At 64.8% G+C, this 23,307-nt stretch carries 24 protein-coding genes; 21 read left to right on the top strand and 3 right to left on the bottom strand.

Translation table 11 applies throughout. The annotated features are described in order from the left end of the window. Positions 1 to 20: 20 nt before the first annotated feature. The 15 genes from E7681_RS12120 (at position 21) to purF (ending at position 16,464) form a co-directional block, all read left to right on the top strand. Positions 21 to 1,052 (top strand): glycosyltransferase family 2 protein, encoded by a 1,032-nt coding sequence (locus E7681_RS12120; RefSeq protein WP_136339685.1) that lies wholly within the window; start codon positions 21 to 23, stop codon positions 1,050 to 1,052. Beyond that, on the top strand, positions 1,049 to 1,693 hold the full coding sequence (locus E7681_RS12115) for a sulfotransferase family protein (protein ID WP_136339563.1): 645 nt from the start codon (positions 1,049 to 1,051) through the stop codon (positions 1,691 to 1,693). The genes E7681_RS12120 and E7681_RS12115 overlap by 4 nt, the downstream gene beginning before the upstream one ends. Beyond that, positions 1,693 to 3,996: a glycosyltransferase family 2 protein gene (locus E7681_RS12110; RefSeq protein WP_136339562.1), complete on the top strand. Its 2,304-nt coding sequence runs from the start codon at positions 1,693 to 1,695 to the stop codon at positions 3,994 to 3,996. Before E7681_RS12115 ends, E7681_RS12110 begins: the two co-directional genes overlap by 1 nt. A 1-nt stretch (position 3,997) precedes the next feature. Then, positions 3,998 to 5,068: a glycosyltransferase family 2 protein gene (locus E7681_RS12105; RefSeq protein WP_136339561.1), complete on the top strand. Its 1,071-nt coding sequence runs from the start codon at positions 3,998 to 4,000 to the stop codon at positions 5,066 to 5,068. Positions 5,069 to 5,155: 87 nt separating this feature from the next. After that, positions 5,156 to 6,109: a phosphoadenosine phosphosulfate reductase gene (locus tag E7681_RS12100; RefSeq protein ID WP_136339560.1), complete on the top strand. Its 954-nt coding sequence runs from the start codon at positions 5,156 to 5,158 to the stop codon at positions 6,107 to 6,109. Between the two features lie 60 nt (positions 6,110 to 6,169). Then, entirely contained in the window at positions 6,170 to 7,210 is a 1,041-nt protein-coding gene (gene pyrC / locus E7681_RS12095) for a dihydroorotase (protein WP_136339559.1), read from the top strand. 71 nt (positions 7,211 to 7,281) lie between these two features. Beyond that, positions 7,282 to 7,962: an orotate phosphoribosyltransferase gene (locus E7681_RS12090; RefSeq protein ID WP_136339558.1), complete on the top strand. Its 681-nt coding sequence runs from the start codon at positions 7,282 to 7,284 to the stop codon at positions 7,960 to 7,962. Positions 7,963 to 8,140: 178 nt separating this feature from the next. Then, entirely contained in the window at positions 8,141 to 9,634 is a 1,494-nt protein-coding gene (locus tag E7681_RS12085) for a replicative DNA helicase (RefSeq protein WP_136339557.1), read from the top strand. A 159-nt stretch (positions 9,635 to 9,793) separates the two neighbouring features. Further along, the gene (gene alr, locus E7681_RS12080; protein WP_136339556.1) at positions 9,794 to 10,837 is read left to right on the top strand and encodes an alanine racemase; all 1,044 of its coding nucleotides are present in this window, start codon (positions 9,794 to 9,796) and stop codon (positions 10,835 to 10,837) included. After that, complete coding sequence (locus E7681_RS12075) at positions 10,834 to 11,616, top strand: MlaE family ABC transporter permease (RefSeq protein ID WP_136339555.1); 783 nt, start codon at positions 10,834 to 10,836, stop codon at positions 11,614 to 11,616. Before alr ends, E7681_RS12075 begins: the two co-directional genes overlap by 4 nt. Further along, complete coding sequence (locus E7681_RS12070) at positions 11,613 to 12,359, top strand: ABC transporter ATP-binding protein (protein ID WP_136339554.1); 747 nt, start codon at positions 11,613 to 11,615, stop codon at positions 12,357 to 12,359. The genes E7681_RS12075 and E7681_RS12070 overlap by 4 nt, the downstream gene beginning before the upstream one ends. Positions 12,360 to 12,430: 71 nt before the next feature. Beyond that, on the top strand, positions 12,431 to 12,862 hold the full coding sequence (locus tag E7681_RS12065) for a paraquat-inducible protein A (RefSeq protein ID WP_136339553.1): 432 nt from the start codon (positions 12,431 to 12,433) through the stop codon (positions 12,860 to 12,862). Between the two features lie 31 nt (positions 12,863 to 12,893). After that, the gene (radA, locus tag E7681_RS12060; protein WP_136339552.1) at positions 12,894 to 14,258 is read left to right on the top strand and encodes a DNA repair protein RadA; all 1,365 of its coding nucleotides are present in this window, start codon (positions 12,894 to 12,896) and stop codon (positions 14,256 to 14,258) included. A gap of 29 nt (positions 14,259 to 14,287) precedes the next feature. Beyond that, positions 14,288 to 14,842 (top strand): CvpA family protein, encoded by a 555-nt coding sequence (locus tag E7681_RS12055; protein ID WP_136339551.1) that lies wholly within the window; start codon positions 14,288 to 14,290, stop codon positions 14,840 to 14,842. Positions 14,843 to 15,009: 167 nt separating this feature from the next. After that, positions 15,010 to 16,464, top strand: coding sequence for an amidophosphoribosyltransferase (gene purF / locus E7681_RS12050; RefSeq protein WP_136339684.1), 1,455 nt, complete (start codon positions 15,010 to 15,012; stop codon positions 16,462 to 16,464). Between the two features lie 84 nt (positions 16,465 to 16,548). On the opposite strand, the gene E7681_RS12045 is transcribed toward purF, so the two are convergent. Further along, positions 16,549 to 17,118: a glutathione peroxidase gene (locus E7681_RS12045; RefSeq protein ID WP_136339550.1), complete on the bottom strand. Its 570-nt coding sequence runs from the start codon at positions 17,116 to 17,118 to the stop codon at positions 16,549 to 16,551. A 214-nt stretch (positions 17,119 to 17,332) separates the two neighbouring features. Between E7681_RS12045 and E7681_RS12040 the strand changes: the two genes are divergently transcribed. Both E7681_RS12040 and E7681_RS12035 read left to right on the top strand, forming a co-directional pair. Next, positions 17,333 to 17,626 carry a hypothetical protein gene (locus E7681_RS12040; RefSeq protein ID WP_136339549.1) on the top strand — a complete coding sequence of 98 codons (294 nt, stop codon included), beginning with the start codon at positions 17,333 to 17,335 and terminating at the stop codon, positions 17,624 to 17,626. Positions 17,627 to 17,685: 59 nt separating this feature from the next. Further along, entirely contained in the window at positions 17,686 to 18,243 is a 558-nt protein-coding gene (locus E7681_RS12035; protein ID WP_136339548.1) for a DUF2199 domain-containing protein, read from the top strand. A gap of 3 nt (positions 18,244 to 18,246) precedes the next feature. On the opposite strand, the gene E7681_RS12030 is transcribed toward E7681_RS12035, so the two are convergent. Further along, complete coding sequence (locus E7681_RS12030) at positions 18,247 to 18,822, bottom strand: NADase-type glycan-binding domain-containing protein (protein ID WP_136339547.1); 576 nt, start codon at positions 18,820 to 18,822, stop codon at positions 18,247 to 18,249. Between the two features lie 110 nt (positions 18,823 to 18,932). On the opposite strand from E7681_RS12030, the gene E7681_RS12025 reads away from it, so the two are divergent. The 4 genes from E7681_RS12025 to E7681_RS12010 all read left to right on the top strand — a co-directional run bounded on the left by E7681_RS12025 (position 18,933) and on the right by E7681_RS12010 (position 22,452). Continuing rightward, positions 18,933 to 19,574 carry an SDR family NAD(P)-dependent oxidoreductase gene (locus tag E7681_RS12025; RefSeq protein ID WP_136339546.1) on the top strand — a complete coding sequence of 214 codons (642 nt, stop codon included), beginning with the start codon at positions 18,933 to 18,935 and terminating at the stop codon, positions 19,572 to 19,574. Between the two features lie 184 nt (positions 19,575 to 19,758). Beyond that, positions 19,759 to 20,541 (top strand): 5'/3'-nucleotidase SurE, encoded by a 783-nt coding sequence (gene surE, locus E7681_RS12020; protein WP_136339545.1) that lies wholly within the window; start codon positions 19,759 to 19,761, stop codon positions 20,539 to 20,541. Beyond that, complete coding sequence (locus E7681_RS12015) at positions 20,538 to 21,191, top strand: protein-L-isoaspartate(D-aspartate) O-methyltransferase (RefSeq protein ID WP_136339544.1); 654 nt, start codon at positions 20,538 to 20,540, stop codon at positions 21,189 to 21,191. The genes surE and E7681_RS12015 overlap by 4 nt, the downstream gene beginning before the upstream one ends. Before the next feature lie 64 nt (positions 21,192 to 21,255). Next, the gene (locus E7681_RS12010) at positions 21,256 to 22,452 is read left to right on the top strand and encodes a M23 family metallopeptidase (protein WP_136339543.1); all 1,197 of its coding nucleotides are present in this window, start codon (positions 21,256 to 21,258) and stop codon (positions 22,450 to 22,452) included. A gap of 48 nt (positions 22,453 to 22,500) precedes the next feature. Here the strand turns inward: E7681_RS12010 and E7681_RS12005 are convergent, their stop codons facing one another. After that, the gene (locus tag E7681_RS12005) at positions 22,501 to 23,298 is read right to left on the bottom strand and encodes an ATP-binding protein (RefSeq protein ID WP_136339683.1); all 798 of its coding nucleotides are present in this window, start codon (positions 23,296 to 23,298) and stop codon (positions 22,501 to 22,503) included. Between the last annotated feature and the right edge of the window lie 9 nt (positions 23,299 to 23,307).

Raw genomic sequence — 23,307 nt, 5'->3', positions numbered from 1 at the left:
AGCAACACGATCAGAGCGCGATGCGGATCGCCGCCGTTACCTGCGTCAAGAACGAGGGGCCGTTCCTGCTGGAATGGATCGCCTATCAGCGGGTGATCGGGGTGCGCGATTTCCTGTTCTACTCGAACGATTGCACGGATGGGACGTATGCCTTGCTGGATGCGCTGGCGGCGCGGAGGATCGTGCGGCATCTGCCGAACCCGGCCGAGGGGCGGAATTACCAGATGGAGGCGCTGCGCGATGCGCAGAAGCAGGATGTCATCAGCGGCGCTGATTGGGTCTGGGTCGCTGATGTGGACGAGTTTCTGAACATCCATGTGGGCGATCACACCATCCCGGCGCTGATTGCGGCTTGTGGTGATCCTCAGGCGATCTCGGTCACGTTCCAGTTTTTCGCCAATGCCGGGGTTGAGCGGCACGAGGACCGCCCAGTCATTGCGCAATTCAGGCGGACACATAACCCCGACATCTGGTGCGGCGAGTTGGCGATCGAGGTCAAGACCTTGATGCGCAAGGATTTCCCGTTGAAATACTTCGGCGCGCATCGGCCGTTTTTCCGAGAGAAGCTGCCTCCGCGCAAGCACCCGCGCTGGACGGATGGATCGGGGCGCGAGGTGCCGCACAAGTTCCTGATCGCCGCCAATCCGCGCCGCATCCGCAAGTTTCCGGCCAAGGGCGCGCGCGATTTCGCGACACTGAACCATTACGCGCTGCGGTCATTGGACAGTTATCTGGTCAAGAACGACAGGGGCGACGTGAACCGCGCCAACCGCGCCTTTGACGATACCTATTGGCGGGAACGGAATGACGGCGGGGTTGAGGAGACCTCGATCCTGCGGATGCTGCCGGCGCTGGAGGCCGAGATTGCGCGGCTGAAATCCGACCCCGAGATTGCCGCCCTGCATGACGACTGCGTGGCCCGCCACCGGGCGCGGCGCGATGCGCTGATGCAGCAGGACGCGTACCGCCAGATGCGCGACCAGCTGCTCACGGCCCCTGCCCTGATCGACGCCGAACTGGCGCTGATGGCCAAACTGGGGGTCGAGGCATGAGCGAGCGACTGCGCATCATCAATCTGGGCCTGCCCAAATCCGGCACGACGACGCTGGCGCGGGCGCTGCGCCTGTCTGGTTTGCGCGTGGCCGATTACCGCATCCGCAAACGCCAGACCCCGGACAAGAGCCTGCATGACGCGTTTCTGGGCGATCTGATGTATCGCGGCTATTTCGAAACCGGCGATCCGCTGCACGGGTTGGATCTGTTCGACGGGTTCTCGGAACTCAGTACCCTGCGCGAGGGGCATTCGCTGTGGCCGCAGATGGATTTCGGCCTGATCGAGGCGATCCGCAGCCACCATCCCGGTGCGAAGTTCGTGGCCTCGTGGCGGCCTGCGACGGCGATGTCGAGCTCGATCTTGCGGTGGTCAAACCTGGGCAGTGAACGGTTGCCGGACGGCCATGTGCCGGGCCTGCCGCGCGGCTACGGGGCGACGGACGCACAGCGCACGCAATGGATCAGCGCCCATTACGCGCATCTGGAGCGGCTGTTTCAGGACAGCCCGCAGTTTCTGCTGCTGGACATGCAGGCCGCGGACGCGCGCGCGCAGTTGGGCGCGTTTCTGGGGATCGAGATCGGCTGGTGGGGCAAGGCCAACCGCAATCCCGGCGTCGACCCCGCGGCGGAACCTGTCTGATGCGTATTGATCTACATATCGGGCTGGAACAATGCGGCGCCGCGCGACTGCAAGAGGTTCTGGCCGCCAAGCGCGAGCAGCTGATCGGTAAGGGGTTTCTTTACGCGCGCTCTCCGGGGGCGCGGAACCATACCCGGCTGTTCATGGCCGTAACGGACCCCGACCATGTCGACCCGCTACGCCACGCGCGCGGCTTTGGCGAGGCATCGGTGCAAGAGCAGTTGCGCACTGATCTGGCGCGCAAACTGGCGTCCGAGGTCGAGACGCACAAGCCCGAGGTGCTGATCCTGTCGTGCAGCCAGCTGTGCGGCCTGTCGCGGCCCTCGGAATTGGAACGGCTGCGCGATCTGCTGCTGCCGCTGTCGCAGGACATCCGCATCATCGCCCATGTGGACGAACAGGCCCGCCTGCTGGCCCGCCACTATGCACAACAGGTGATGGAGGGACGCGCCGCCTCGCTGGCCTTGGAGCAGGAGATGGCGGGCAGCGCCGATTGGTGGGACGACGCGCTGTTGGACGGGCACCGGATCGAGCCTGAAAAGGCGCAGTTTCAGGAAACCCAATGCCCCGCCTTCTGGCTGGACTACCCGCGCCTTGTGCAAGAGTGGGAGGCGGTGTTCGGCGCGGGGTCGGTCACGTTGCGGCCCTATGATGCGGTGCTGTTCGGGTCTGAGCTGGTGACAGATGAACTCCGCTCGGCATTCGGGATCGAGGCGCAGATCGGCAAGGCCGAGGAGGCCGAGACGTCCGCCCCATCTGCGGCGCATGTGGCGCGGGGGCGGCAGTTGAACGACCTGCTGCTGCGGCTGCTGGCACGGTCAGACCGGATCGTCTCGCGCAAGCTGTGGAAAGGGTTCATGGAGGAGATCGCGCTGGACGGCCCGCCGATTGCACCGGGGTCTCTGGCCGCGATTTCCGAGGGGTTCGCGGAGGTGAACGCCGCGCTGATCGCCGCCAACCCCGCGTTGGCCTCCTGCCTGACGCCGGACGCCCCCCTGCCCGCGTGGCAAGAGGACGACCCGCAAAACGGCTATCGCGCGACGCAATACCTGCTGGCCTTCATGGCCCGGATCGACCGCCACACCCGGACCGAGAAACGCGCCGCGCGCCCGTCCGCTGCCAAGCCCACCAACGGCCCCAGCGCACAGGCGCAGGCGTTGATGCCGCCTCAGGCGTTGGAGAATTTCGCGCGGTTGCAACATTCCTCGTTCAAGCCGCATGACCGGCTGGGCAGCATCAACGAAGGCGTCCCCGGCCCCGCCTATCCAACGAGCGAGGCAAAAACCGGCACCGTCATCGTCGGCTGCATGAAGAACGAGGCGCCTTATATCGTTGAATGGATCGCCTATCACCGCGCGATCGGGGTGGAAAATTTCCTCATCTACTCAAACGATTGCAGCGACGGGACCGAGGAAATCCTGACCCGTCTGGACGCGATGGGCATCATCACCCACCGCAATAACGACGCGTGGAAAGGCAACTCGCCCCAGCAATACGCGCTGGATCAGGCGCTGAAAGAGCCGGTGATGCAGGCCGCCAGATGGATCGCACATATCGACGTGGACGAGTTCATGAATATCCGCTGCGGTAACGGCACCTTGGCCGCGCTGTTTGACGCCGTGCCGGATGCCACCAACGTGGCGATGACATGGCGGCTGTTCGGCCATTCGGGCGTCACCAATCTGGCCGACCGTTTCGTGATCGAGCAATTCGACCGCTGCGCCCCGAAATTCTGCCCCAAGCCGCACACCGTCTGGGGCTTCAAGACGCTGTTCCGCAATATCGGCGCCTATGGCAAGCTCAGCTGCCACCGCCCCAACAAGTTGACCGACGGGATGGAGGGGCAGGTGAAATGGGTGAACGGATCGGGTCAGGACATGACCGGCGAGGCGATCCGAAATGGTTGGCGCAGCTCGAAAAAATCCATCGGTTATGACCTGATCCAGCTGAACCATTACGCGCTGCGCTCGGCCGAGAGTTTTCTGGTCAAACGCCAACGCGGGCGGGCGCTGCATGTGGACCGCTCGATCGGGTTGAATTACTGGATACGGATGGACTGGAACGACCACCGCGACCTGACGATCCAACGCAACATCCCGCGCGTGAGGGCTGAATATGACCGGCTGATGCAGGATGACGCCTTGCGTGACCTGCACGAGCGCGGGCTGAAATGGCACCGCGCCAAGGCGGATGAACTGCACGCCATGCCCGAGTTTCAGGAGCTCTATGAACAGGCGCTGGCGGTGAAACTGACCGAAACGGAACGCGTCGCCTGGGCGCTGGCGCTGGATATGGATAGCTGAGATGCCCGACACCTTCCTTGCCATCCTGAGCGTGCGAAACGAGGCGGGTTTTCTGCTGGAATGGCTGGCGCATCACCGCGCCTGCGGGTTCGGCGAATTCCTTGTGTTCTCGAACGACTGCCAGGACGGCACGGATGCGATGCTGGACCGGCTGGCCGAGATGGGGCTGGTCGTGCACAAGCGTAACGAGGGGCCGTATGACGCGCAGGGCATCCAGTTCACGGCGCTGAACCGGGCCTCGGACCTGCCGGTGGTGCGGCGGGCGGATTGGGTGCTGCCGCTGGACGTGGACGAATTCGTCAACATCCATGTGGGCGACCGGACCGTACAGGCGCTGACCCGCGCCCTACCCGAGGCGACCGCGATCACGCTGACATGGCGGCTGTTCGGCAATGCCGGGATCGTACCCTACGAGGACAAGCCGATCACCGAGCAGTTCACCCATGCAGCCCCCGAAATCCTGTACTGGCCGTGGCGCAGCGCGATGTTCAAGACGCTGCATCGCAATGACGGCTCTTACGGCAAGCTGGGCGTCCACCGCCCACGCGAGCCGCGCGCCGACCGGCTGGCGGACGCGCGCTGGTTCGATGGCGAAGGGCGCGAGCTGGACGACAAGTTCAAGACCACGCGGATTTTCAGCAATTACGGCCAGCCGAACTACAAGCTGGCGCAGCTGAACCACTATCCGCTGGGCGCGATGGAGAGTTATCTGCTGAAGGCCGATCGTGGCCGCGCCGTGCATTCCGACCACATGCTGGGCATGGACTATTGGGTCGAACGGAACTGGTGCGTGGAGGAGGATCGCTCGATCCACGCGATGACGCCGAAGATGCGCGCGGAACTGGCGGCGCTGATGGCCGATCCGGTGCTGGCCGAGCTGCATGAAAACGCTGTGGCATGGCGCAAATCCCGGCTGGTCGAGTTGCTGGAACATGAACCCTATCGCGCGCTGATGGGGCGGCTGATGATGACCCCGCCCGCGCGCCCTGTTCCGCCGCAAGCCGCGCGCTATCTGACCCAGCATGCCCGGCGCGCACAGGAATTGTCCACAAAGCCCCCTACAAAGCCCTAGGATTTTCCGCATTTTCGCCCCAATGGAGCAGTAGTCAACTTGCATAGATAAGAGTGTGCAGGGCGCAGACTCCGAAGGAAGTATGGCATGACCGATCTGAAGAAACTGCTGGAAACCCCCATGAACGGCCTAAAACGGCCGTCCTGGCTGGGAAAACTCCAGGAAATCTCGGAGGAAACCGGGTTTTTCGAGCCTTTGGGCGACCGCCATTTCGCGTCCTTCGTTGACCAGGACGAAACACTGATCGTGACGTTCGAGTCGTATCAGGGCATCCAGGCCCTGTCGGAAACCGCGCAACCCTTTGGCTGGGAAATCGCGCGCGAGCATGGCTGGTCGCATCTGGCGCTGATCTCGGACGGCGACACCTGGTTCCGCGACCCGGCGGTTTACGCGATGTTCGACCAGCTGATCGACGATGGGTTCTTTGAGGAATTCGAGCGCGTCGTGTTCTACGGCGCCGGCCCCTGCGGTTATGCGGCGGCGGCGTTCTCGGTGGCGGCCCCCGGTGCGACGGTGCTGGCGGTGCAGCCGCAGGCCACGCTGGACCCGCGCGTGACTGAATGGGAAGAACGCTTTACCGAGATGCGCCGCACCTCGTTCACCGACCGCTTCGGCTATGGCCCCGACATGGTGGATGCCGCCGAGCAGGTCTTTGTCTTTTACGACCCGCATGAACACCTTGATGCGATGCATGCCTCGCTGTTCACGCGCCCCAACGTGACCAAGCTGCGCATGCCCAACATGGGCGATGCGCTGCAAACCGAGCTGTTGACGATGGATCTGCTCTTCGCCGTCCTCAGCCAGGCGGGGCGCGGGACGTTCTCGGCGGCTGCCTTTGCCAGAATGTACCGCGCCCGTCGCGATCACCCCGGTTATCTGCGCGGGTTGCTGGCGCGGCTGGACGTGCAGGATCGCCCCTATCTGGCCACGCTGCTGTGCCGCAACGTGGTGGCCCGGATGCACGCACCGCGCATCCGCCGCCGGCTGGACGCGCTGGAAAAGGCCGCAGCCGAGGGCAAGTTCCAGTTTCCCGCCGCCTGAGGCAAGAATCCACGCGCTGCCCACTGGTCCAAAGCGCCAGATGGGTGTAATCGCGAGGGTATGAGCACCTCGATCACCATCACACGCCCCGACGACTGGCACCTGCATCTGCGCGATGGCGCGATGCTGAAGGCCGTCCTGCCCGAAACCGCCCGCCATTTCGCACGGGCCATCATCATGCCGAACCTGGTGCCGCCCGTCGTCACCGGTGCCCAGGCCGCCGCCTACCGCGAGCGGATCATGGCCGCGCTGCCCGAGGGCATGGCGTTCGAGCCGCTGATGACCCTGTACCTGACCGAGGATACCGACCCGGCCGACGTGGCCGCCGCCCATGCGGCAGGCATCTGCACCGCGGTAAAGCTGTACCCGGCCGGGGCGACAACCAACTCGGCCTCGGGCGTGCGGGATTTCGACAAGGTGCGCCCGGTGCTGGAGAAGATGGCCGAGATCGGCATGCCCCTGTGCGTGCATGGCGAGGTTACGGACCCTGCGGTGGACATCTTTGACCGCGAGGCCGTGTTCATCGACCGCGTGCTGGACCCGATCCGCCGCGCCACCCCCGGACTGCGCGTGGTGATGGAACATATCACCACCTCGAACGGGGTCGAGTATGTGAAGGCCAACGACGCCGATCTGGGCGCCACGATCACCACGCACCACCTGATCATCAACCGCAACCACATCCTGGTGGGCGGGATCAAGCCGCATTACTACTGCCTGCCCGTCGCCAAGCGCGAAGAACACCGCCTGGCGCTGCGCGCTGCGGCCACCTCGGGCGATACGCGGTTCTTCTTGGGCACGGATAGCGCGCCGCATGTGGACCCGCTGAAGGAATGCGCCTGCGGCTGCGCCGGATGCTTTACCGCGACCAACACGATGGCCCTGCTGGCGCATGTGTTCGAGGAAGAAGGCGCGTTGGACAAGCTGGAAGGCTTCGCCTCGCGCAACGGGCCGGTCTTCTATCGCAAGCCGATGAACGAGGGCACGATCACCCTGACCAAGGGCGACGCGGCGCAATGGCCGGCCAAGATCATCAGCGGCGATGGCCCCGTGACCGTGTTCGACCCGGGTTTCCCGGTTCATTGGCACGTCGACGCTTGACCGCCAAATTTCTTGCAAAGAAATTTGTCCGGAAAATTTGAAATTTTCCGGACACCCAGAAAGGATATCACATGATCCCCTCTTCTCACCCGTCCAAGGAAGAAATCGCCCGCCTGACCGCCCGCATGCTGCTGGAGATCAAGGCCGTGCACTTTAACGCGGAAACGCCGTTCACCCTGGCCAGCGGTCTGCCCAGCCCGACCTATATCGACTGCCGCAAGCTGATCTCGTATCCGCGCATCCGCTCGACCCTGATGGATTTCCTGACCGCCACCGTAATGCGCGAGGCCGGGTTCGAGGCGTTCGACAACATCGCCGGTGGCGAAACCGCGGGCATCCCCTTTGCCGCGATGGTGGCCGAGCGCATGGCCCTGCCGATGACATATGTGCGCAAGAAGCCAAAGGGCTACGGCCGCAACGCCCGCATCGAGGGCGCGATGACCGAGGGCGAGCGTGTGCTGCTGGTCGAGGATCTGACCACCGATGGCGGCAGCAAGCTGTCTTTCGTGGACGCGATTCGCGAAACCGGCGCGTCCTGCGGGCATACGGCGGTGATCTTCTACTACGGCATTTTCCCCGAGACCGAGAAAACCTTGGGCGATCATGGCGTTAAGCTGCACCACCTGTGCACCTGGTGGGATGTGCTGGCCGAAGCGCGCGCCTCGGGTGCGTTTGACGAGGCGACGCTGAAAGAAGTCGAAGCCTTCCTGACCAACCCGCGCGCCTGGCAAGAGGCCCATAAAAAATCGTGATCTTTCGGATAGGGCGCTGCCGCGTGCGGCGCCCTGACCCCAGATATTGACGGACAGCCCCCGGATGCCGCATCATGTATGACATCCGGGGGCGCCCACAGGTTATCCCCAGATTTATACAAGTTGCCCTGACGGGCCGTGATTTGTATGAACAGCTCCCATTGGGAGACAGGGACTGATGAACGAAATCGCACGCATTGACGGGACCGAGCCGCAGACCGAGGGCACCGACCCGATGCCGCACTCCATCGAGGCTGAGCAACAGCTTCTGGGCGCGATTCTGACCAATAACGACATCTATGACCGGGTGGCCGCGATCATCGGGGCGCAGCATTTCTATGACCCGGTGCACGCACGCATCTACGAGGTGGCCGCCGCGCGCATCGCCAAGAACACGCTGGCCAGCCCGGTGACGCTGAAGGCGTTCATGGAGGACGATCCGGGCCTGAAGGAACTGGGCGGGCCGGCCTATCTGGCGCGTCTGGCGGGGGCGGCGATCTCGGCCTATGCGGCGCGCGACTATGCGCAGATGATCTATGACATGGCGATCCGGCGCGAGCTGATCGGGCTGGGCAACAACATCGCGTCCAAGGCGGCGCGGGTGGATGTGGCCTCGGAACCCAAGGAACAGATCGTCGAGGCCGAACAGGCGCTGTACAAACTGTCCGAGCAGGGCAAGACCGACAGCGGGTTCGTGTCGTTCCTGAAGGCGGTGACCGAGGCAGTCAACGTCACCAACGAAGCGTATCAACGCGGCGGTGGCATGGCCGGGATCTCGACCGGGCTGGTCGATCTGGACAAGCAGCTGGGCGGCCTGCACCCGTCGGACTTGCTGATCCTTGCCGGTCGTCCGTCGATGGGGAAAACCTCGCTTGCGACCAACATCGCGTTCAACGTGGCCAAGGCCTACAAGCGCGGGATCAAGTCGGACGGCACCGAGGGCACCGTGGATGGCGGCGTGGTCGGGTTCTTCTCGCTCGAAATGAGCGCCGAGCAGTTGGCGGGCCGTGTGCTGGCCGAGGCGTCCGAGATTTCGTCGCACCGGATCCGTCAGGGTGACATGACCGAAGCCGAATTCCGCCGTTTCGTCGAAGCCGCGAAAGAGCTGGAAGCCTGCCCGCTGTTCATCGACGACACCCCCGCCATTCCGATCAGCCAGCTGGCCGCACGGGCGCGCCGCCTGAAGCGGACGCATGGGCTGGACCTGTTGATCATCGACTATCTGCAGCTGTGCCGCGGCATGTCGGATAACCGGGTGAACGAGATTGCCGAAATCTCGATGGGGATGAAGGCGATCGCGAAAGAGCTGAACATTCCGGTGATCGCGCTGTCACAGCTGTCGCGTCAGGTGGAAAGCCGCGACGACAAGCGGCCTCAGCTTTCGGACCTGCGGGAATCGGGCTCGATCGAGCAGGATGCCGACGTGGTGATGTTCGTGTTCCGCGAGGAGTACTACAAGGAACGCGAAAAGCCGGGCGAGCACGAGCTGGAGCGGATGGAAGAGTGGAAGGCCGCGATGGAGCGCCTGCACGGCAAGGCCGAGGTGATCGTGGGCAAGCAGCGTCACGGCCCCATCGGCACGGTCGAGTTGGCGTTCGAGGCGCAGTTCACGCGCTTTGGCAACCTGGTCAAAGCCTGGCAGCAAGGCGCGGAGGACCGCGGCGGGTATTGAGGGGGCGCTGCCCCCTCGGTTGGAAATCGGGGATTTCCAACCTTCACCCCCGGGATATTTTCAAAAAGAAGAAGCGAGGATTTGCCCGTTTGGGGAGCGGCGGGTGCGGGCGCCGCGATTGCGCTTGACCATTTCGGGCACTCTGTCAAAACACGGGCCATGGCTACTGCGACACTTACGATTGACCTGGCGGCCCTGACCGAAAATTGGCGGGCTTTGGATGCGATGACCGGCAGCGGGGTGGAAACCGCCGCTGTGGTGAAGGCCAATGGCTATGGGCTGGGCTCGGGCCGGGTGGCGCGGGCGCTGGCGGCGGCCGGGGCGCGGCGGTTCTTTGTCGCCGCCTGCGAGGAGGCCGCGGCGGTGCGCGAGGCGCTGGGGCCGGGGCCGGAGATTTGCGTGTTCTCGGGGCATATGTCGGGGGATACCGACATGATCCACGATTTGCAGCTGGTACCGATGCTGAATTCGATCGACCAGATGCTGCGCCATGTCGAGGCCTTGCCGGGGCATCCGTTCGGGGTGCAACTGGACACGGGCATGAACCGTCTGGGGATGGAGCCCGCCGAATGGGCGGCGTTGCGCGAGATCGCGCTGGCGCAGAACATCCAGCTGATCATGTCGCACTTGGCCTGCGCGGACGAGCCGGATCATCCGATGAACACCCAGCAATTGTTGGCTTTCCGCGAGATGACGGATGGCTGCGGCGTGCCGCGCTCGTTCTCGGCCACCGGGGGGATCCTGCTTGGGCCGGATTACCATTTCGACGTCACGCGGCCGGGGATCGGCATGTATGGCGGCCTGCCGTTCGAGCAGGCGCGCGCCGTGGCGCATATCAGCCTGCCCGTCGTGCAGATCCGCGAGGTCGAGGCCGGCGAGACGGTGGGCTATTCCAACACCTGGACGGCGGCGCGTCCGTCGCGGATCGCGACCGTCTCGGCGGGCTATGCGGATGGGATTCATCGCGCGATGGGGCCGAAGACGTTCGTTTATCAGGGCGATGTGGCCTGTCCGGTGGTGGGGCGCATCTCGATGGATCTGATCACCGTGGATGTGACGCATCTGGCGGACACGCCGAAAGAACTGGATCTGCTGAACGCGCATCAGACCGTGGACATGCTGGCGGATAATGCCGGGACGATTGGCTATGAAATCCTGACCTCTTTGGGGGCGCGGTATCGCCGCCGCTATGTGAGCGCATGAGCCTGACCGCCCCTCTGGCCGCGTTGGGTCGGCAGGTTTTGTCGGCATTGGCCCTGATCGGCCATGTCACGCTGTATGCAGTGGAAACCGTGTCGCACCTGTTCCGCCCACCGTTTTACGGGCGAGAGTTTCTGGCCGCGCTGATCCAGATCGGTTGGCTTTCGCTGCCCGTGGTGGGCATGACGACGCTGTTCACGGGCGGTGCGCTGGCTTTGCAGATCTACGCGGGCGGCAGCCGGTTCAATGCCGAGGCCGTGGTGCCCTCGATCGTGGCCATTGGCATGGTCCGAGAACTGGGCCCGGTGCTGGGCGGGCTGATGGTGGCGGCGCGGGTGGCAAGCTCGATCGCTGCCGAGATCGGCACGATGAAAGTGACCGAGCAGATTGACGCGCTGGTCACCCTGTCGACCCATCCGATGAAATACCTGACCCTGCCGCGCGTGCTGGCGGCGACACTGGCGGTGCCGGTGCTGGTGGGCGTGGGCGACGTGATCGGGATCATGGGCGGCTATTTCGTCGGCATCTCGCGGCTGGGCTTCAACGCGTCGGCCTATCTGACCAACACCGTCGATTTCCTGGAGACGTTCGACGTGGTGTCCGGCCTGATCAAGGGCGCGGCTTTCGGGTTCATCGTGGCGTTGATGGGGTGCTATCACGGCATGAACTCGGGCCGCGGCGCGCAAGGCGTGGGCCGGGCGACGAAATCCGCCGTGGTGGCGGCCAGCGTATTGATCCTGGCGGCGAACTACCTGCTGACGGAGGTCTTTTTCACCGCATGATCGAGCTGAACGACGTCCACAAGGCCTTTGGCAACAACCGCGTGCTGCGCGGCGTGAACCTGACGATCCCCAAGGGCACGTCGATGGTGATCATCGGCGGCTCGGGCACCGGGAAATCGGTGGCGCTGAAATGCGTGCTGGGGCTGGTGACGCCTGACAGCGGCACGATCACGCTGGACGGGCAGGACGTGACGCAGGGCGACCGCGATGCGTTCTTGGCGCGCTTCGGGATGCTGTTCCAGGGCGGTGCGCTGTTTGACTCGTTGCCCGTATGGCAGAACGTGGCTTTCCGCCTGCTGCGCGGTTCGCTGAAACGGCCCAAGGCCGAAGCGCGAGAGATCGCCATCGAGAAACTGCGCCGCGTCGGGCTGAAACCGGACGTGGCTGACAAGTTCCCGGCCGAGCTGTCGGGCGGCATGCAAAAGCGCGTGGGCCTGGCCCGCGCCATCGCGGCCGAGCCCGAGATCATTTTCTTTGACGAGCCGACCACCGGGCTGGATCCGATCATGTCGGGCGTCATCAACGAGCTGATCCGCGAGATCGTCGTCGAGATGGGCGCCACGGCCATGACCATCACCCACGACATGACCAGCGTCCGCGCGATTGCCGATAACGTGGCGATGCTGCACGAGGGCGTAATCAAATGGACCGGGCCTGTTGGGCAGATGGATGCCTCGGGCGATCCGTATCTGGACCAGTTCATCCACGGCCGCGCCGAGGGCCCCATTGAAGCGGTCCGGTGACGCACAAGAATTTTTCAAAAATTCTTGTCCAAATTCTTAGAAAGAATTTGGCCCCACCAGAGAGGAGCGACATGCTGAAATACCTCAACCTGTCCCTTTTGGTCCTGTTTCCCGTCGCCTGGTTCGCGCCGCTGTTGCGCGCGGGGCTGTTGCCTCTGTTCGGCCTATCCGAGATCAGCGTCATCTCGGGCCTGCAAAGCCTGTGGGAAACGGACGTGTTTCTGGCGCTGATCGTTACCGCCTTTGCCCTGTTCGCGCCCTACCTGAAGACCATCGGCCTGGCGCTGATCCATTTCAACCTGCTGGACAAGCGCACGCTGCCCGCTCTGAACCTGCTGGGCAAGCTGGCGATGGCGGACATTTTTCTGATCGCGCTCTACATCACCCTCGCCAAGGGCATCGGCGTCGGCCGGATCGAGGTCGCCTGGGGTCTCTACCTGTTCACCGGCTGTATCCTTGCCTCGTTGGGGATTTCCATCGCCGCGCGCAAGGAACAGGTTTGACCGCGCCCCGGCCCTGAGGCATCACTGCGGCATGGCAAAAGCGAAAACCTTCTCCTGTTCGGCCTGCGGGGCCAGTTTCAACAAGTGGTCCGGGCGGTGCGATGCCTGCGGCGAGTGGAATACCATCGTCGAAGAGGCCCCCCTGTCCGCCGGTCCAGCCGCGAAATCGCTGGGCGCCATGCGTGGCGCGGCGATCCAACTGACCGATCTTGCGACGCAGGAAACCCCGCCTCCGCGCACCAATAGCGGGATGGAGGAGCTGGACCGCGTCCTTGGCGGCGGTCTGGTGCCTGCCAGCGCCATTCTGGTGGGCGGCGATCCGGGGATCGGCAAGTCCACCCTGTTGTTGCAGGCCGCCGCGCGGTTCGCGCAGGCCGGGCTGAAGACCGTCTATATCTCGGGCGAAGAGGCCAGCGCGCAGGTCCGAATGCGCGCCCAGCGTCTGGGTCTGACGGATGCGCCGGTGCAACTGGGCGCGGAAACCAACCTGCGCGACATCCTGACAACGCTGGACGCCGAGAAACCGCAGCTGGCCATCATCGACTCGATCCAGACCATGTGGGCCGACAATGTCGAAAGTGCTCCGGGCAGCGTGGCGCAGGTGCGCGCCGCCGCGCACGAGCTGACGACCTTTGCCAAGCGCAAGGGCATGTCCGTCGTGCTGGTGGGCCACGTCACCAAAGAAGGCCAGATCGCCGGCCCGCGCGTGGTGGAGCACATGGTCGATACCGTCCTCTATTTCGAAGGCGAGCGCGGCCACCAGTTCCGCATCCTGCGCGCCGTCAAGAACCGCTTTGGCCCCGCGGACGAGATCGGCGTCTTCGAGATGACCGGCGAGGGGCTGGCGCAGGTCACCAACCCCTCGGCGCTGTTCCTGTCGGAACGGGGCGAACCCACACCCGGCTCGGTCGTGTTTGCCGGGGTCGAGGGCACCCGCCCCGTGCTGGTCGAATTCCAGGCGCTGGTCGCCCCCACCCCGCAGGCCAATCCGCGCCGCACCGTGGTGGGCTGGGACAGCGCGCGGCTGGCGATGATTCTGGCTGTTCTGGAGGCGCGCTGCGGCATCCCCTTCACCGGGCTGGACGTGTACCTGAACGTGGCCGGCGGCTTGAAGATCTCTGAGCCTGCCGCCGATCTGGCCGTGGCCGCCGCCCTGCTGTCGGCACGCGAGGACGTGGCCCTGCCCGCCGATACGGTGCTTTTCGGGGAAATCTCTCTGTCCGGGGCGCTGCGCCCGGTGGGTCAGACGGAAAACAGGTTGAAAGAAGCGCAAAAACTTGGTTTCACCACGGCAATCGCACCGTCTGGCGGCAAGCAAGGCGGCGCGGGCGGGATGACCCTACGGCAATTCGGGGACCTGACCGCCTTTGTTGGAGAAATCTTCGGCGCGGGTTAAGCTGGGCGCTGGCAAACAAGGACGGGCTTATGGAAGGCTTCACCCTCATCGACGGCGTTGTGGCTGCTGTCATCATCCTCTCGGCGCTGCTGGCCTATTCGCGTGGCCTGGTCCGCGAAGGTCTGGCCATCGCCGGCTGGATCGCCGCTGCGGTTCTGGCCTATATCTTTGCGCCGCAAGTGCAGCCGCTGGTTAAGGAAATCCCGGTGCTGGGCGAATTCATCGCCGACAGCTGCGAGCTGAGCGTGATCGCCGCCTTCGCCGCCGTCTTTGCTGTGGCGCTGGTGATCGCATCGCTGTTCACGCCGCTGTTCTCGTCGCTGGTGCAACGCTCGATGCTGGGCGGGCTGGATCAGGGGCTTGGCTTTCTGTTCGGCGTGCTGCGCGGCATCCTGTTGGTCGCCATCGCGTTTTTCGTCTACGAGACAGTCATCACCTCGCAGCAGATCCCGATGGTGGATGACAGCCGCTCGGCCAAGGTTTTCGCCAAGATGACCGGCAAGATCGAGAACGAAAACCCCGAAGCTGCGCTTGGCTGGATCACCAAGCAATACGAAGAACTGACCAATTCCTGCGTCAAGTGACCTGTGCAACAATGCCGCAGGACGCTGCATCGCAGCAAAAACATACACCGCCCGTGCATTTCACGGGCGGTTTCTTTATGATCCTTTCGTGACAGTCGCGTTCCCACGCCCTATGTAAGGGCCAAACTGCCCGCCAACGGATTCGGAGCACAGCCTTGTCCAAGCTCATGCCGCCCGCCCACCCCTTCGACGATGATAAGCTGAAGGAGGAGTGCGGCGTTTTCGGCGTCATCGGCGTCGCCGATGCTGCCAACTTCGTGGCCCTGGGGATGCACGCCCTGCAACATCGTGGGCAAGAGGCGGGCGGGATCGTCAGCTATCACCCCGAACACGGCTTCAACAGCGCCCGCCGCTTTGGCTATGTCCGCGACAACTTCACCTCGCAATCGCTGATGCAGACGCTGCCCGGGCCGCTGGCCATCGGGCATGTGCGCTACTCGACCGCCGGGTCCAAGGGCGCGGCCATCCGCGACGTGCAGCCGTTCTTTGGCGAATTCTCGATGGGTGGCGCGGCCATCGCGCATAACGGCAACCTGACCAACGCCGACGCCCTGCGCAAGGAACTGATCGAGCGTGGCTCGATCTTCCAGTCCTCCTCGGACAGCGAATGCATCATCCACCTGATGGCCCGCTCGTTGCAGCGCAACATCCCCGAACGGGTGGAAGACGCCCTGCGCCGCGTCGAAGGCGCCTTCAGCGTCGTCGCCATGACCCGGACCAAGCTGATCGGCGTCCGCGACCCGATGGGCGTGCGCCCGCTGGTGCTGGGCAAGATCGGCGAAGGCTGGGCGCTCAGCTCGGAAACCTGCGCGCTGGACATCATCGGCGCCGAATTCGTCCGCGAGATCGAACCGGGCGAGATGGTCGTCATCTCGGAAAAGCACGGCATCGAAAGCGTGCGCCCCTTCCGCCCGCAACCGGCCAAGTTCTGCATCTTCGAGCACGTGTATTTCTCGCGCCCCGACAGCATCATCCGTGGCCGCTCGGTCTATGAGACCCGCCGCCAGATCGGCGTGGAACTGGCCCGCGAGGCCCCGGTCGACGCCGACCTGGTCTGTCCCGTCCCCGACAGCGGCACGCCCGCGGCGATCGGCTTTGCCCACGAAAGCGGCATCCCCTTCGGCCTGGGCATCACCCGCAACCAGTACATGGGCCGGACCTTTATCGAACCGACCGAGCAGATCCGCAACATGGGTGTGCGTCTGAAGCTCAACGTCAACCGCGCCCTGGTCAAGGACAAGCGGGTCATCCTGGTTGACGACTCGGTCGTCCGCGGCACCACCTCGCGCAAGATCAAGGAAATGATCCTGGACGCCGGCGCCGCCGAGGTGCACTTCCGCATCGCCTCGCCGCCCACCGCCTGGCCCTGCTTCTACGGTGTGGACACGCCGCAACGTGAAAAGCTGCTGGCCGCCACCATGAACGAAGAGGAAATGCGCCAACATCTGGCCGTGGACAGCCTCAAGTTCATCTCGCTCGACGGCCTCTACCGCGCCGTTGGCGAAGCCAAGGGCCGCGACACAAAATGCCCGCAATATTGCGACGCGTGCTTCTCGGGCGAATACCCGATCCAGCCCTCGGACATGATCGAGAAAGGGTTCCGGCTGAAAGCAGCCGAGTAATTCTTCTTTTCGTAAATATCCCGGGGGGATGAATTGGCCGCAGGCCAAGAAGGGGGGCAGCGCCCCCCTTTTTTCACACCCCCATCACACCCCCGCCGCCAGCGCCGCCTCGACGGCGCCACGCAGCCCCGGCGACATCGGCGCGGTTTTTGACCCCCAGTGTCCCAGAAACGCGCCATCCCGGCCGACCAGGTACTTGTTGAAGTTCCACGCCGGCCGCACCTTGCGCCCGCCCTCCGCCTCGGCCCAGCGAAAGAACGGATGTGCGTCGCGCCCGGTCACCTCGACCGTCGCTGTCATCGGGAAATCCGCGCCGTAGACCAGCGTGCAGACCTCGCGCACCTTCTCGGCGTCCTTCGCCTCTTGCCGGAACGAGTTCGACGAGACCCCGATCACCACCAGCCCCTTGTCCTGATAGGCCTGCCACAGCGCGGCCAGCCCTTCGAATTGCGGGGTGTAGCCGCAGAAGGACGCGGTGTTCACCACCAGCAGCACATTGCCCCGCCATTGCGACAGCGGCATCGGCCCACCCTCCAGCGCGTCAAAGCTGAAGTCCCACACCGCGCCAGCGCCAGCAGCGCCCGCCCTGCCCGCCAGAATCGCCCCTGCCATCCCGACCAGGGCCGCGCGGCGGTTCATCGTGAAATCTGTCATGTGAAACCCTCCGTTTTTTAGGCAGATAGGCTGGTTTGCGGACAAGTCCCGCGACAGACCGGTATTTTCAGGCGGAACTTCGCACATCACACCCCGCCCCCAAGCCAAACCCCGCCCATCGCGCCTGTGCTTTCGCATATGCGGGTTTCCCTTGGGACAGCGGCCATGCATATGCGGCGGCGCAGCGACATCCCGCCTGCCTGACATGACCCACATGATGAGCACCGACCAAGAGCCTGAGACCGACGACACCTCGACCACGCCGACACCACCCAAAGTGACCGAGGCCGCCACGCAATCCCAGGCTCTGCCCGACGAGCGGCTGGTACTGCTTGGCACCCTTCTGTCCGCCAAAGGCGCCAGCGCACTGCTGCAGAAATCGGGCCGCGTGCACAAGGTCAGCGAGGGGGATCGCATCAGCGGCCACCTGGTCGCCGCGATCGAGGACGGCATGATCGTTCTGGCTCGCAACGGCGATAGCCAGACCCTGCGCATCCCCGGCCAGTAACGGCTTGCCCCCTTTGCGGGGCGGCCTTACGTTGGGCGCACGTCACCAAAGGCCCGCCCATGTCCCTGCTTTCCCTCGACGCCCGCTGGCGGCGTTTCAACGATGAAACCCGTGCCTGCCCGTGCTGTGGCCGTCAGTTTTCTGGCATCTATGATATCGGGTTTGATCATCCCTCGGACTGGCCGCACCATCCCCGCGGGGCCGAACCGTTCGTCAAGGTCGGGGCCGATCAGCTGGCCGCCGATCTGTGCCGAGCGGGCGATGCGCGCTACCTGAAGGCCGTGATCTCTTTGCCCGTGCAGGGCGCGGATGAGGACGTGCACATCACCCCCTGGGTCCGCGTACCCGATCAGACGTTTTACGCCTATCTGGAGACTTGGGACACGCCGCAGGTCGCGCTACCGGCGCCGGTGACCGTCGAAATGGCGAACGAATTGCCGAACCTGGACGCGACCGAGGTCACGCTGTCCTTTCCCTCGCACCAGTCGCGCCCGGTCATCACAGCGACTGACGGACCACTGGCCGAGGCACAACAGCGCGGAATCAGCTTTGACACGCTGCTGGACCTCTACGCGGCCTGCGGCGACGACATCCGCCCGCATTTGCAGCGCGACTAGGGCTTACTCCAACCATTTCGGCAAGGGGCCGTCCTTGGCCGGGCCGGGTTGCACCGCAGGGCCGGCGTCTGCCTGACCGATCCGCAGCCCCGACACACAGGTATCCGTCCACTTCGAGCCGGGATAGACGCTGGCGATTTCCAGCTCGATCTGCGGCACACCGGACAACGTGGGCAGGTCCAGCCGTTGCCATCCCGCCTGATCCTGCAACGTATAGAGCCGATCCGCCTGCCCCGCGATCCGCACCAGAACATCGCGGAGCCTGCCGTTGCGCTCATAGGTGCGGCCGGATTTCTGGTAGCCATTCGCCAACAGCAGGTGATCGACCGCCCCCCCGCCATGCACCGTCAGGCTGAGGCGCTGGCCCACGCCGGTGCCGTCCGTGCCCTCGCACCAGGCGGTGGTCATGTCTTCGTCCGCCAGATTGTCAGGGCCATAGGTGTTGGTCCCCTGCCCGGCCAGAACCGAGCTGGCGCACAGGCTGGCCTGCCCCCCGCCAATCGTTACGCAAGCCGCGCTGGCAGCTCCGGCCAAGGGCATCAGCAGCACAGCAGCAAGAGTCAGGGTCAGGCAACGCATCGGCAGGTCCTCCTGCCCCGCAGCATCCCTGACTGCGACCAGATGTGCAACGCCGGTTTACGTGGTGCTTTCCCCTTGACCTGCTGCGGAATTCGGCTCACACCCCGCGCATGACACAGAAAATCGCCCTCATCACCGGAGCAACCCGCGGCCTGGGCGCTGGCCTGGCCGAGGCGCTTTGCCATACCCATCACATCGTCGCCGTGGGTCGCACCACCGGCGCGCTGGAAGAGCTGGACGACCGCATCAAGGCCCTTGGCGGCCAGGCGACGCTGGCCCCCATGGACATCACCAACATGGACGCGATGGCGCAGCTGTGCCGCTCGATCTATGACCGGTGGGGGTCTGTGGATGTCTGGGCGCATACGGCGGTGTTTGCGACGCAGCTGTCGCCTGCGGCCTTCATCGACCAGAAGGATTGGGACAAATCGGTCGCCTGCAACGTCACCGCGACCGGCAAGCTGATCCCGTTCATCGCACCGCTGCTGGGCGAGACCGGCACCGCGCTGTTCTTTGACGACGCGCACATGGGCGAGAAGTTCTTTGGCGCTTATGGCTCGACCAAGGCGGCGCAATCGGCGCTGGCGCGCAGCTGGGCGGCGGAAACGGTGAAGACCGGCCCGCGCGTGCATGTGCTGGAACCCCGCCCGATGGCCACCGCCACCCGCGCGCGGTTCTTCCCCGGCGAGGACAAGTCCAAGCTGGCGCAGCCGCGCGACGAAGCCAAACGGCTGCTGGACGGCCTGCTGTAAGCGTGGTTAGGGGGCGCTGCCCCCCGGCCTGCGGCCTCCCCCCGGGATATTTGGAAAAAGAAGAAGCACGGACGACTGGAAACGGGCGTTGCCGTTGCGTGTCTTGACGCAGGCGGGTTCTGCGCTTGCCCGAGGCGGACCGCCCCGCTAGTAAAGGTCCAAGAGGCAGAAAAAGGCGGGGTTCATGCGTATTCTCATCACCAATGACGACGGGATCAACGCGCCGGGGCTGGCCGCGATGCACGAGATCGCCACCGATCTGGCGGGTCCGGACGGAGAGGTCTGGACCGTGGCGCCTGCCTTTGAGCAATCCGGTGTGGGCCATTGCATCAGCTATACCCATCCGATGATGGTGTCGAAGATGGCCGATCGGCGTTACGCGGCCGAGGGCAGCCCGGCGGATTGCGTGCTGGCGGGCCTGCATCACGTGATGAAGGACGCGCGGCCCGATCTGATCCTGTCGGGGGTGAACCGGGGCAACAACTCGGCCGAGAATGCGCTGTATTCAGGGACGTTGGGCGCGGCGATGGAGGGGGCGCTGCAGCGCATCCCCTCGATCGCGATGTCGCAATATCTGGGGCCGAACAATTTCCACGCCGAGGACCAGTTCGAGGCCGCGCGCGTGCATGGCCCGGCGATCCTGCGCAAGCTGCTGGCCAGCTGGCCGGACGAGCGTGAGGGGTATCGGCTGTTCTTCAACATCAACTTCCCGCCCGAGTCCGCTGGTGGCGTGAAGGGGATGCGGATCGTGCCGCAAGGGTTCCGCGAGCATACGCGCTTTGCCTGCGAGCCGCATCTATCGCCTTCGGGGCGTCAGTTCCTGTGGATCAAGGGCGGCGATCAGCACAAGCCCACGGCGCCCGGTACGGATGCCGCCGTGAACCTGGATGGTTATGTCTCGGTCACGCCGATGCGGGCGGATCTGACCGATCACGCGCTGCTGGACACATTGAAGGGGCTTGAATGATCGACGACTCCGAGGAGGCCACGCGCAAGATGCAGTTCCTGTTCGCCCTGCGATCGCGCGGGGTGACGGATCAGCGCGTGCTGTCCGCCATGGAGAAGATCGACCGCGGCCTGTTCGTGCGCGGCTTGTTCGCCGAGCGCGCCTATGAGGACATGCCCCTGCCCATCGCCTGCGGCCAGACGATCAGCCAGCCGTCGGTTGTCGGACTGATGACCCAGGCGCTGGAGGTCACGCCGCGCGACAAGGTGCTGGAGGTGGGCACGGGCTCGGGCTATCAGGCCGCGATCCTGAGCCAGCTGGCGCGGCGCGTCTACACGGTGGACCGGCATCGCCGCCTGGTGCGTGAGGCGCGCGAGGCGTTTGACGCGCTGAACCTGGTCAATATCACCGCTTTTACCGCCGATGGCAGCTTTGGTTTGCCCGATCAGGCGCCGTTTGATCGCATCCTTGTGACTGCTGCAGCCGAAGACCCGCCCGGGCCGCTCTTGGCCCAGCTGAAAATCGGGGGTATCATGGTGTTGCCCGTGGGGCAGTCGGACGCGGTGCAAAGTCTGATCCGGGTCCGGCGCCACGAAGGCGGATTCGAGTATGATGAATTGCGCCCGGTTCGCTTCGTCCCGCTGGTCGAAGGGCTGGCGCGGGACGAGTAAACCGGGACACGCGCCCGATCACAGCAAAGCCCCGGCCAACAAGGGGCGCAAAGAGGACATCGAGATGACCCAGACCCGCCGTTTCACTCCGGCCCGCCTGATCCTTGCGGGCACTGCCCTGGCCCTGCTGGCCGGGTGCGACAAGCCGCTGGATTTCGACCTGCGCGGCAATTTCGGCAATGCGCTCAGCACCTCGGACGCGGCGCGCCAGGTGACCGGGCAACGGCCACGGCCCGACAATCGCGGCGTGATTTCCTACCCCGGCTATCAGGTTGTCGTGGCGCGTGGCGGGGATACCGTCGCCGATGTCGCCAACCGGATCGGCATGAGCCCCGAGGAACTGGCCCGCTACAACGGCGTGCAGACCGGCGACGTGCTGCGCCGGGACGAGGTGCTGGCCCTGCCGCGCCGGGTGTCCGAACCCTCGCCCGCGACGGGTGCCGAGGGGACCGGCCCGATCCAGCCGCCCTCGAACGTGGATATCGCCAGCATCGCGGGGGGTGCGATTGACCGCGCCTCGGCGTCGAAGGTGGAAACCACCGAGTTGCCCAAGACCGGCGGTGCGTCGGACAAGGCCGCCCCTGTCGGGATCGAGCCGATCCGCCACAAGGTGCAGCGCGGCGAGACGGCCTATACGATTTCGCGGATGTACAATGTCTCGGTCCGGGCGCTGGCCGAATGGAACGGTCTGGGGCCGGATTTCGCGATCCGCGAAGGCCAGTACCTGCTGATCCCCGTGCCGGACGCCCAGCCGCCCGCACGGCCGGCAAAGACCACCCAACCCGGTCAGGGCAGCCCGACGCCGGTGCCGCCCAGCTCGGCCAAGCCGCTGCCGGCGGAAAAGACCGTGCCCGCCGCCAAGGCCGGAAACCCGACCGGCGCCCCCGATCTGGGCAAGACGCAAACGCGCAAATCCAAGATGGATCTGCCGGTCAACGGCTCGATCGTGCGGGACTACAAGAAGGGCAAGAACGATGGCATCGACATCGCCGCTGCCGCCGGGACGTCGATCCGGGCCGCTGCGGACGGCACCGTTGCCGCGATCACCACGGATGCCGATCAGGTGCCGATCCTGCTGATCAAGCACCCCGACAACCTGCTGACCGTCTACGCCAATATCGACGCGATCTCGGTCAAGAAGGGCGACAACGTGAAGCGCGGCCAGAGCGTGGGCAAGATTCGCTCGGGCAAGTCGAACTACGTGCATTTCGAAGTGCGCAAGGGCTTCGACGCGGTGGACCCGACACCCTATATCCAATAACGCGAAAGGCCCGCCAATGGCGGGCCTTTTTCGTTTCTGCGCAGGCGCTTAGCTGATCGCCACACCCTTGCGCCCGGCCAGATCAGTGAAATACTGCCACGCCACACGGCCCGAGCGCGACCCACGGGTTGCTTGCCACTCGATCGCCTCGGCGCGCAGGGTTTCGTCGTCGATCTGCACGCCGTAAGCATCGCAATAGCCCCGGATCATCGCCAGGTAATCATCCTGCGTGCAGGGGTGGAAGCCCAGCCAAAGACCAAAGCGGTCGGAGAGCGAGACCTTCTCCTCGACCGCCTCAGACGGGTTGATGGCGTTGGAGCGTTCGTTCTCGATCATGTCGCGCGGCATCAGGTGGCGGCGGTTCGAGGTGGCGTAGAACACCACGTTATCCGGGCGGCCTTCGATGCCGCCGTCCAGCACGGCCTTCAGCGATTTGTAATGCTGGTCGTCATGGCTGAACGACAGGTCGTCGCAGAACAGCAGGAAACGGTGCTGGCTGGCGCGCAGCAGGTTCATCAGGCGCGACACGCTGGGCAGGTCTTCGCGTTGCAGCTCGACGATTTTCAGCGACTGACCCTTGGCCAGAACCTCAGCATGGACGGCTTTGACCAGCGAGGATTTCCCCATCCCGCGCGAGCCCCACAGCAGGGCGTTGTTCGCCGGCAGGCCGCGCGCGAATTGCAGCGTGTTGGCCAGCAGCGTATCGCGCGAGCGGTTCACCCCGATCAGCAGTGCCAGATCGACCCGGTTGACCTTGGCGACGGGCTCCAGCCGGTCAGGTTCCACATGCCAGACGAACGCGTCTGCCGCGTCGAAGTCAGGAGCGTCGAGCGGCGCCGGAGCCATCCGCTCCAG

This window comes from Thalassobius vesicularis (genome assembly GCF_004799325.1).
Taxonomy (GTDB): domain Bacteria; phylum Pseudomonadota; class Alphaproteobacteria; order Rhodobacterales; family Rhodobacteraceae; genus Thalassobius; species Thalassobius vesicularis.
This window is presented reverse-complemented; position numbering and strand designations above follow the sequence as displayed.

Bases quoted from the DNA above. Each gene is read 5' to 3' on its own strand.
- alr (WP_136339556.1), top strand. From the start codon at position 9,794: ATGGCTACTGCGACACTTACGATTGACCTGGCGGCCCTGACCGAAAAT.
- E7681_RS12055 (WP_136339551.1), top strand. From the start codon at position 14,288: ATGGAAGGCTTCACCCTCATCGACGGCGTTGTGGCTGCTGTCATCATC.
- E7681_RS12085 (WP_136339557.1), top strand. From the start codon at position 8,141: ATGAACGAAATCGCACGCATTGACGGGACCGAGCCGCAGACCGAGGGC.
- E7681_RS12010 (WP_136339543.1), top strand. From the start codon at position 21,256: ATGACCCAGACCCGCCGTTTCACTCCGGCCCGCCTGATCCTTGCGGGC.
- E7681_RS12075 (WP_136339555.1), top strand. From the start codon at position 10,834: ATGAGCCTGACCGCCCCTCTGGCCGCGTTGGGTCGGCAGGTTTTGTCG.
- E7681_RS12110 (WP_136339562.1), top strand. From the start codon at position 1,693: ATGCGTATTGATCTACATATCGGGCTGGAACAATGCGGCGCCGCGCGA.
- E7681_RS12090 (WP_136339558.1), top strand. From the start codon at position 7,282: ATGATCCCCTCTTCTCACCCGTCCAAGGAAGAAATCGCCCGCCTGACC.
- E7681_RS12015 (WP_136339544.1), top strand. From the start codon at position 20,538: ATGATCGACGACTCCGAGGAGGCCACGCGCAAGATGCAGTTCCTGTTC.
- E7681_RS12025 (WP_136339546.1), top strand. From the start codon at position 18,933: ATGACACAGAAAATCGCCCTCATCACCGGAGCAACCCGCGGCCTGGGC.
- radA (WP_136339552.1), top strand. From the start codon at position 12,894: ATGGCAAAAGCGAAAACCTTCTCCTGTTCGGCCTGCGGGGCCAGTTTC.
- E7681_RS12115 (WP_136339563.1), top strand. From the start codon at position 1,049: ATGAGCGAGCGACTGCGCATCATCAATCTGGGCCTGCCCAAATCCGGC.
- E7681_RS12030 (WP_136339547.1), bottom strand. From the start codon at position 18,822: ATGCGTTGCCTGACCCTGACTCTTGCTGCTGTGCTGCTGATGCCCTTG.
- E7681_RS12105 (WP_136339561.1), top strand. From the start codon at position 3,998: ATGCCCGACACCTTCCTTGCCATCCTGAGCGTGCGAAACGAGGCGGGT.
- E7681_RS12035 (WP_136339548.1), top strand. From the start codon at position 17,686: ATGTCCCTGCTTTCCCTCGACGCCCGCTGGCGGCGTTTCAACGATGAA.
- E7681_RS12100 (WP_136339560.1), top strand. From the start codon at position 5,156: ATGACCGATCTGAAGAAACTGCTGGAAACCCCCATGAACGGCCTAAAA.
- purF (WP_136339684.1), top strand. From the start codon at position 15,010: ATGCCGCCCGCCCACCCCTTCGACGATGATAAGCTGAAGGAGGAGTGC.
- surE (WP_136339545.1), top strand. From the start codon at position 19,759: ATGCGTATTCTCATCACCAATGACGACGGGATCAACGCGCCGGGGCTG.
- E7681_RS12005 (WP_136339683.1), bottom strand. From the start codon at position 23,298: ATGGCTCCGGCGCCGCTCGACGCTCCTGACTTCGACGCGGCAGACGCG.
- E7681_RS12040 (WP_136339549.1), top strand. From the start codon at position 17,333: ATGATGAGCACCGACCAAGAGCCTGAGACCGACGACACCTCGACCACG.
- E7681_RS12120 (WP_136339685.1), top strand. From the start codon at position 21: ATGCGGATCGCCGCCGTTACCTGCGTCAAGAACGAGGGGCCGTTCCTG.
- pyrC (WP_136339559.1), top strand. From the start codon at position 6,170: ATGAGCACCTCGATCACCATCACACGCCCCGACGACTGGCACCTGCAT.
- E7681_RS12045 (WP_136339550.1), bottom strand. From the start codon at position 17,118: ATGACAGATTTCACGATGAACCGCCGCGCGGCCCTGGTCGGGATGGCA.
- E7681_RS12070 (WP_136339554.1), top strand. From the start codon at position 11,613: ATGATCGAGCTGAACGACGTCCACAAGGCCTTTGGCAACAACCGCGTG.
- E7681_RS12065 (WP_136339553.1), top strand. From the start codon at position 12,431: ATGCTGAAATACCTCAACCTGTCCCTTTTGGTCCTGTTTCCCGTCGCC.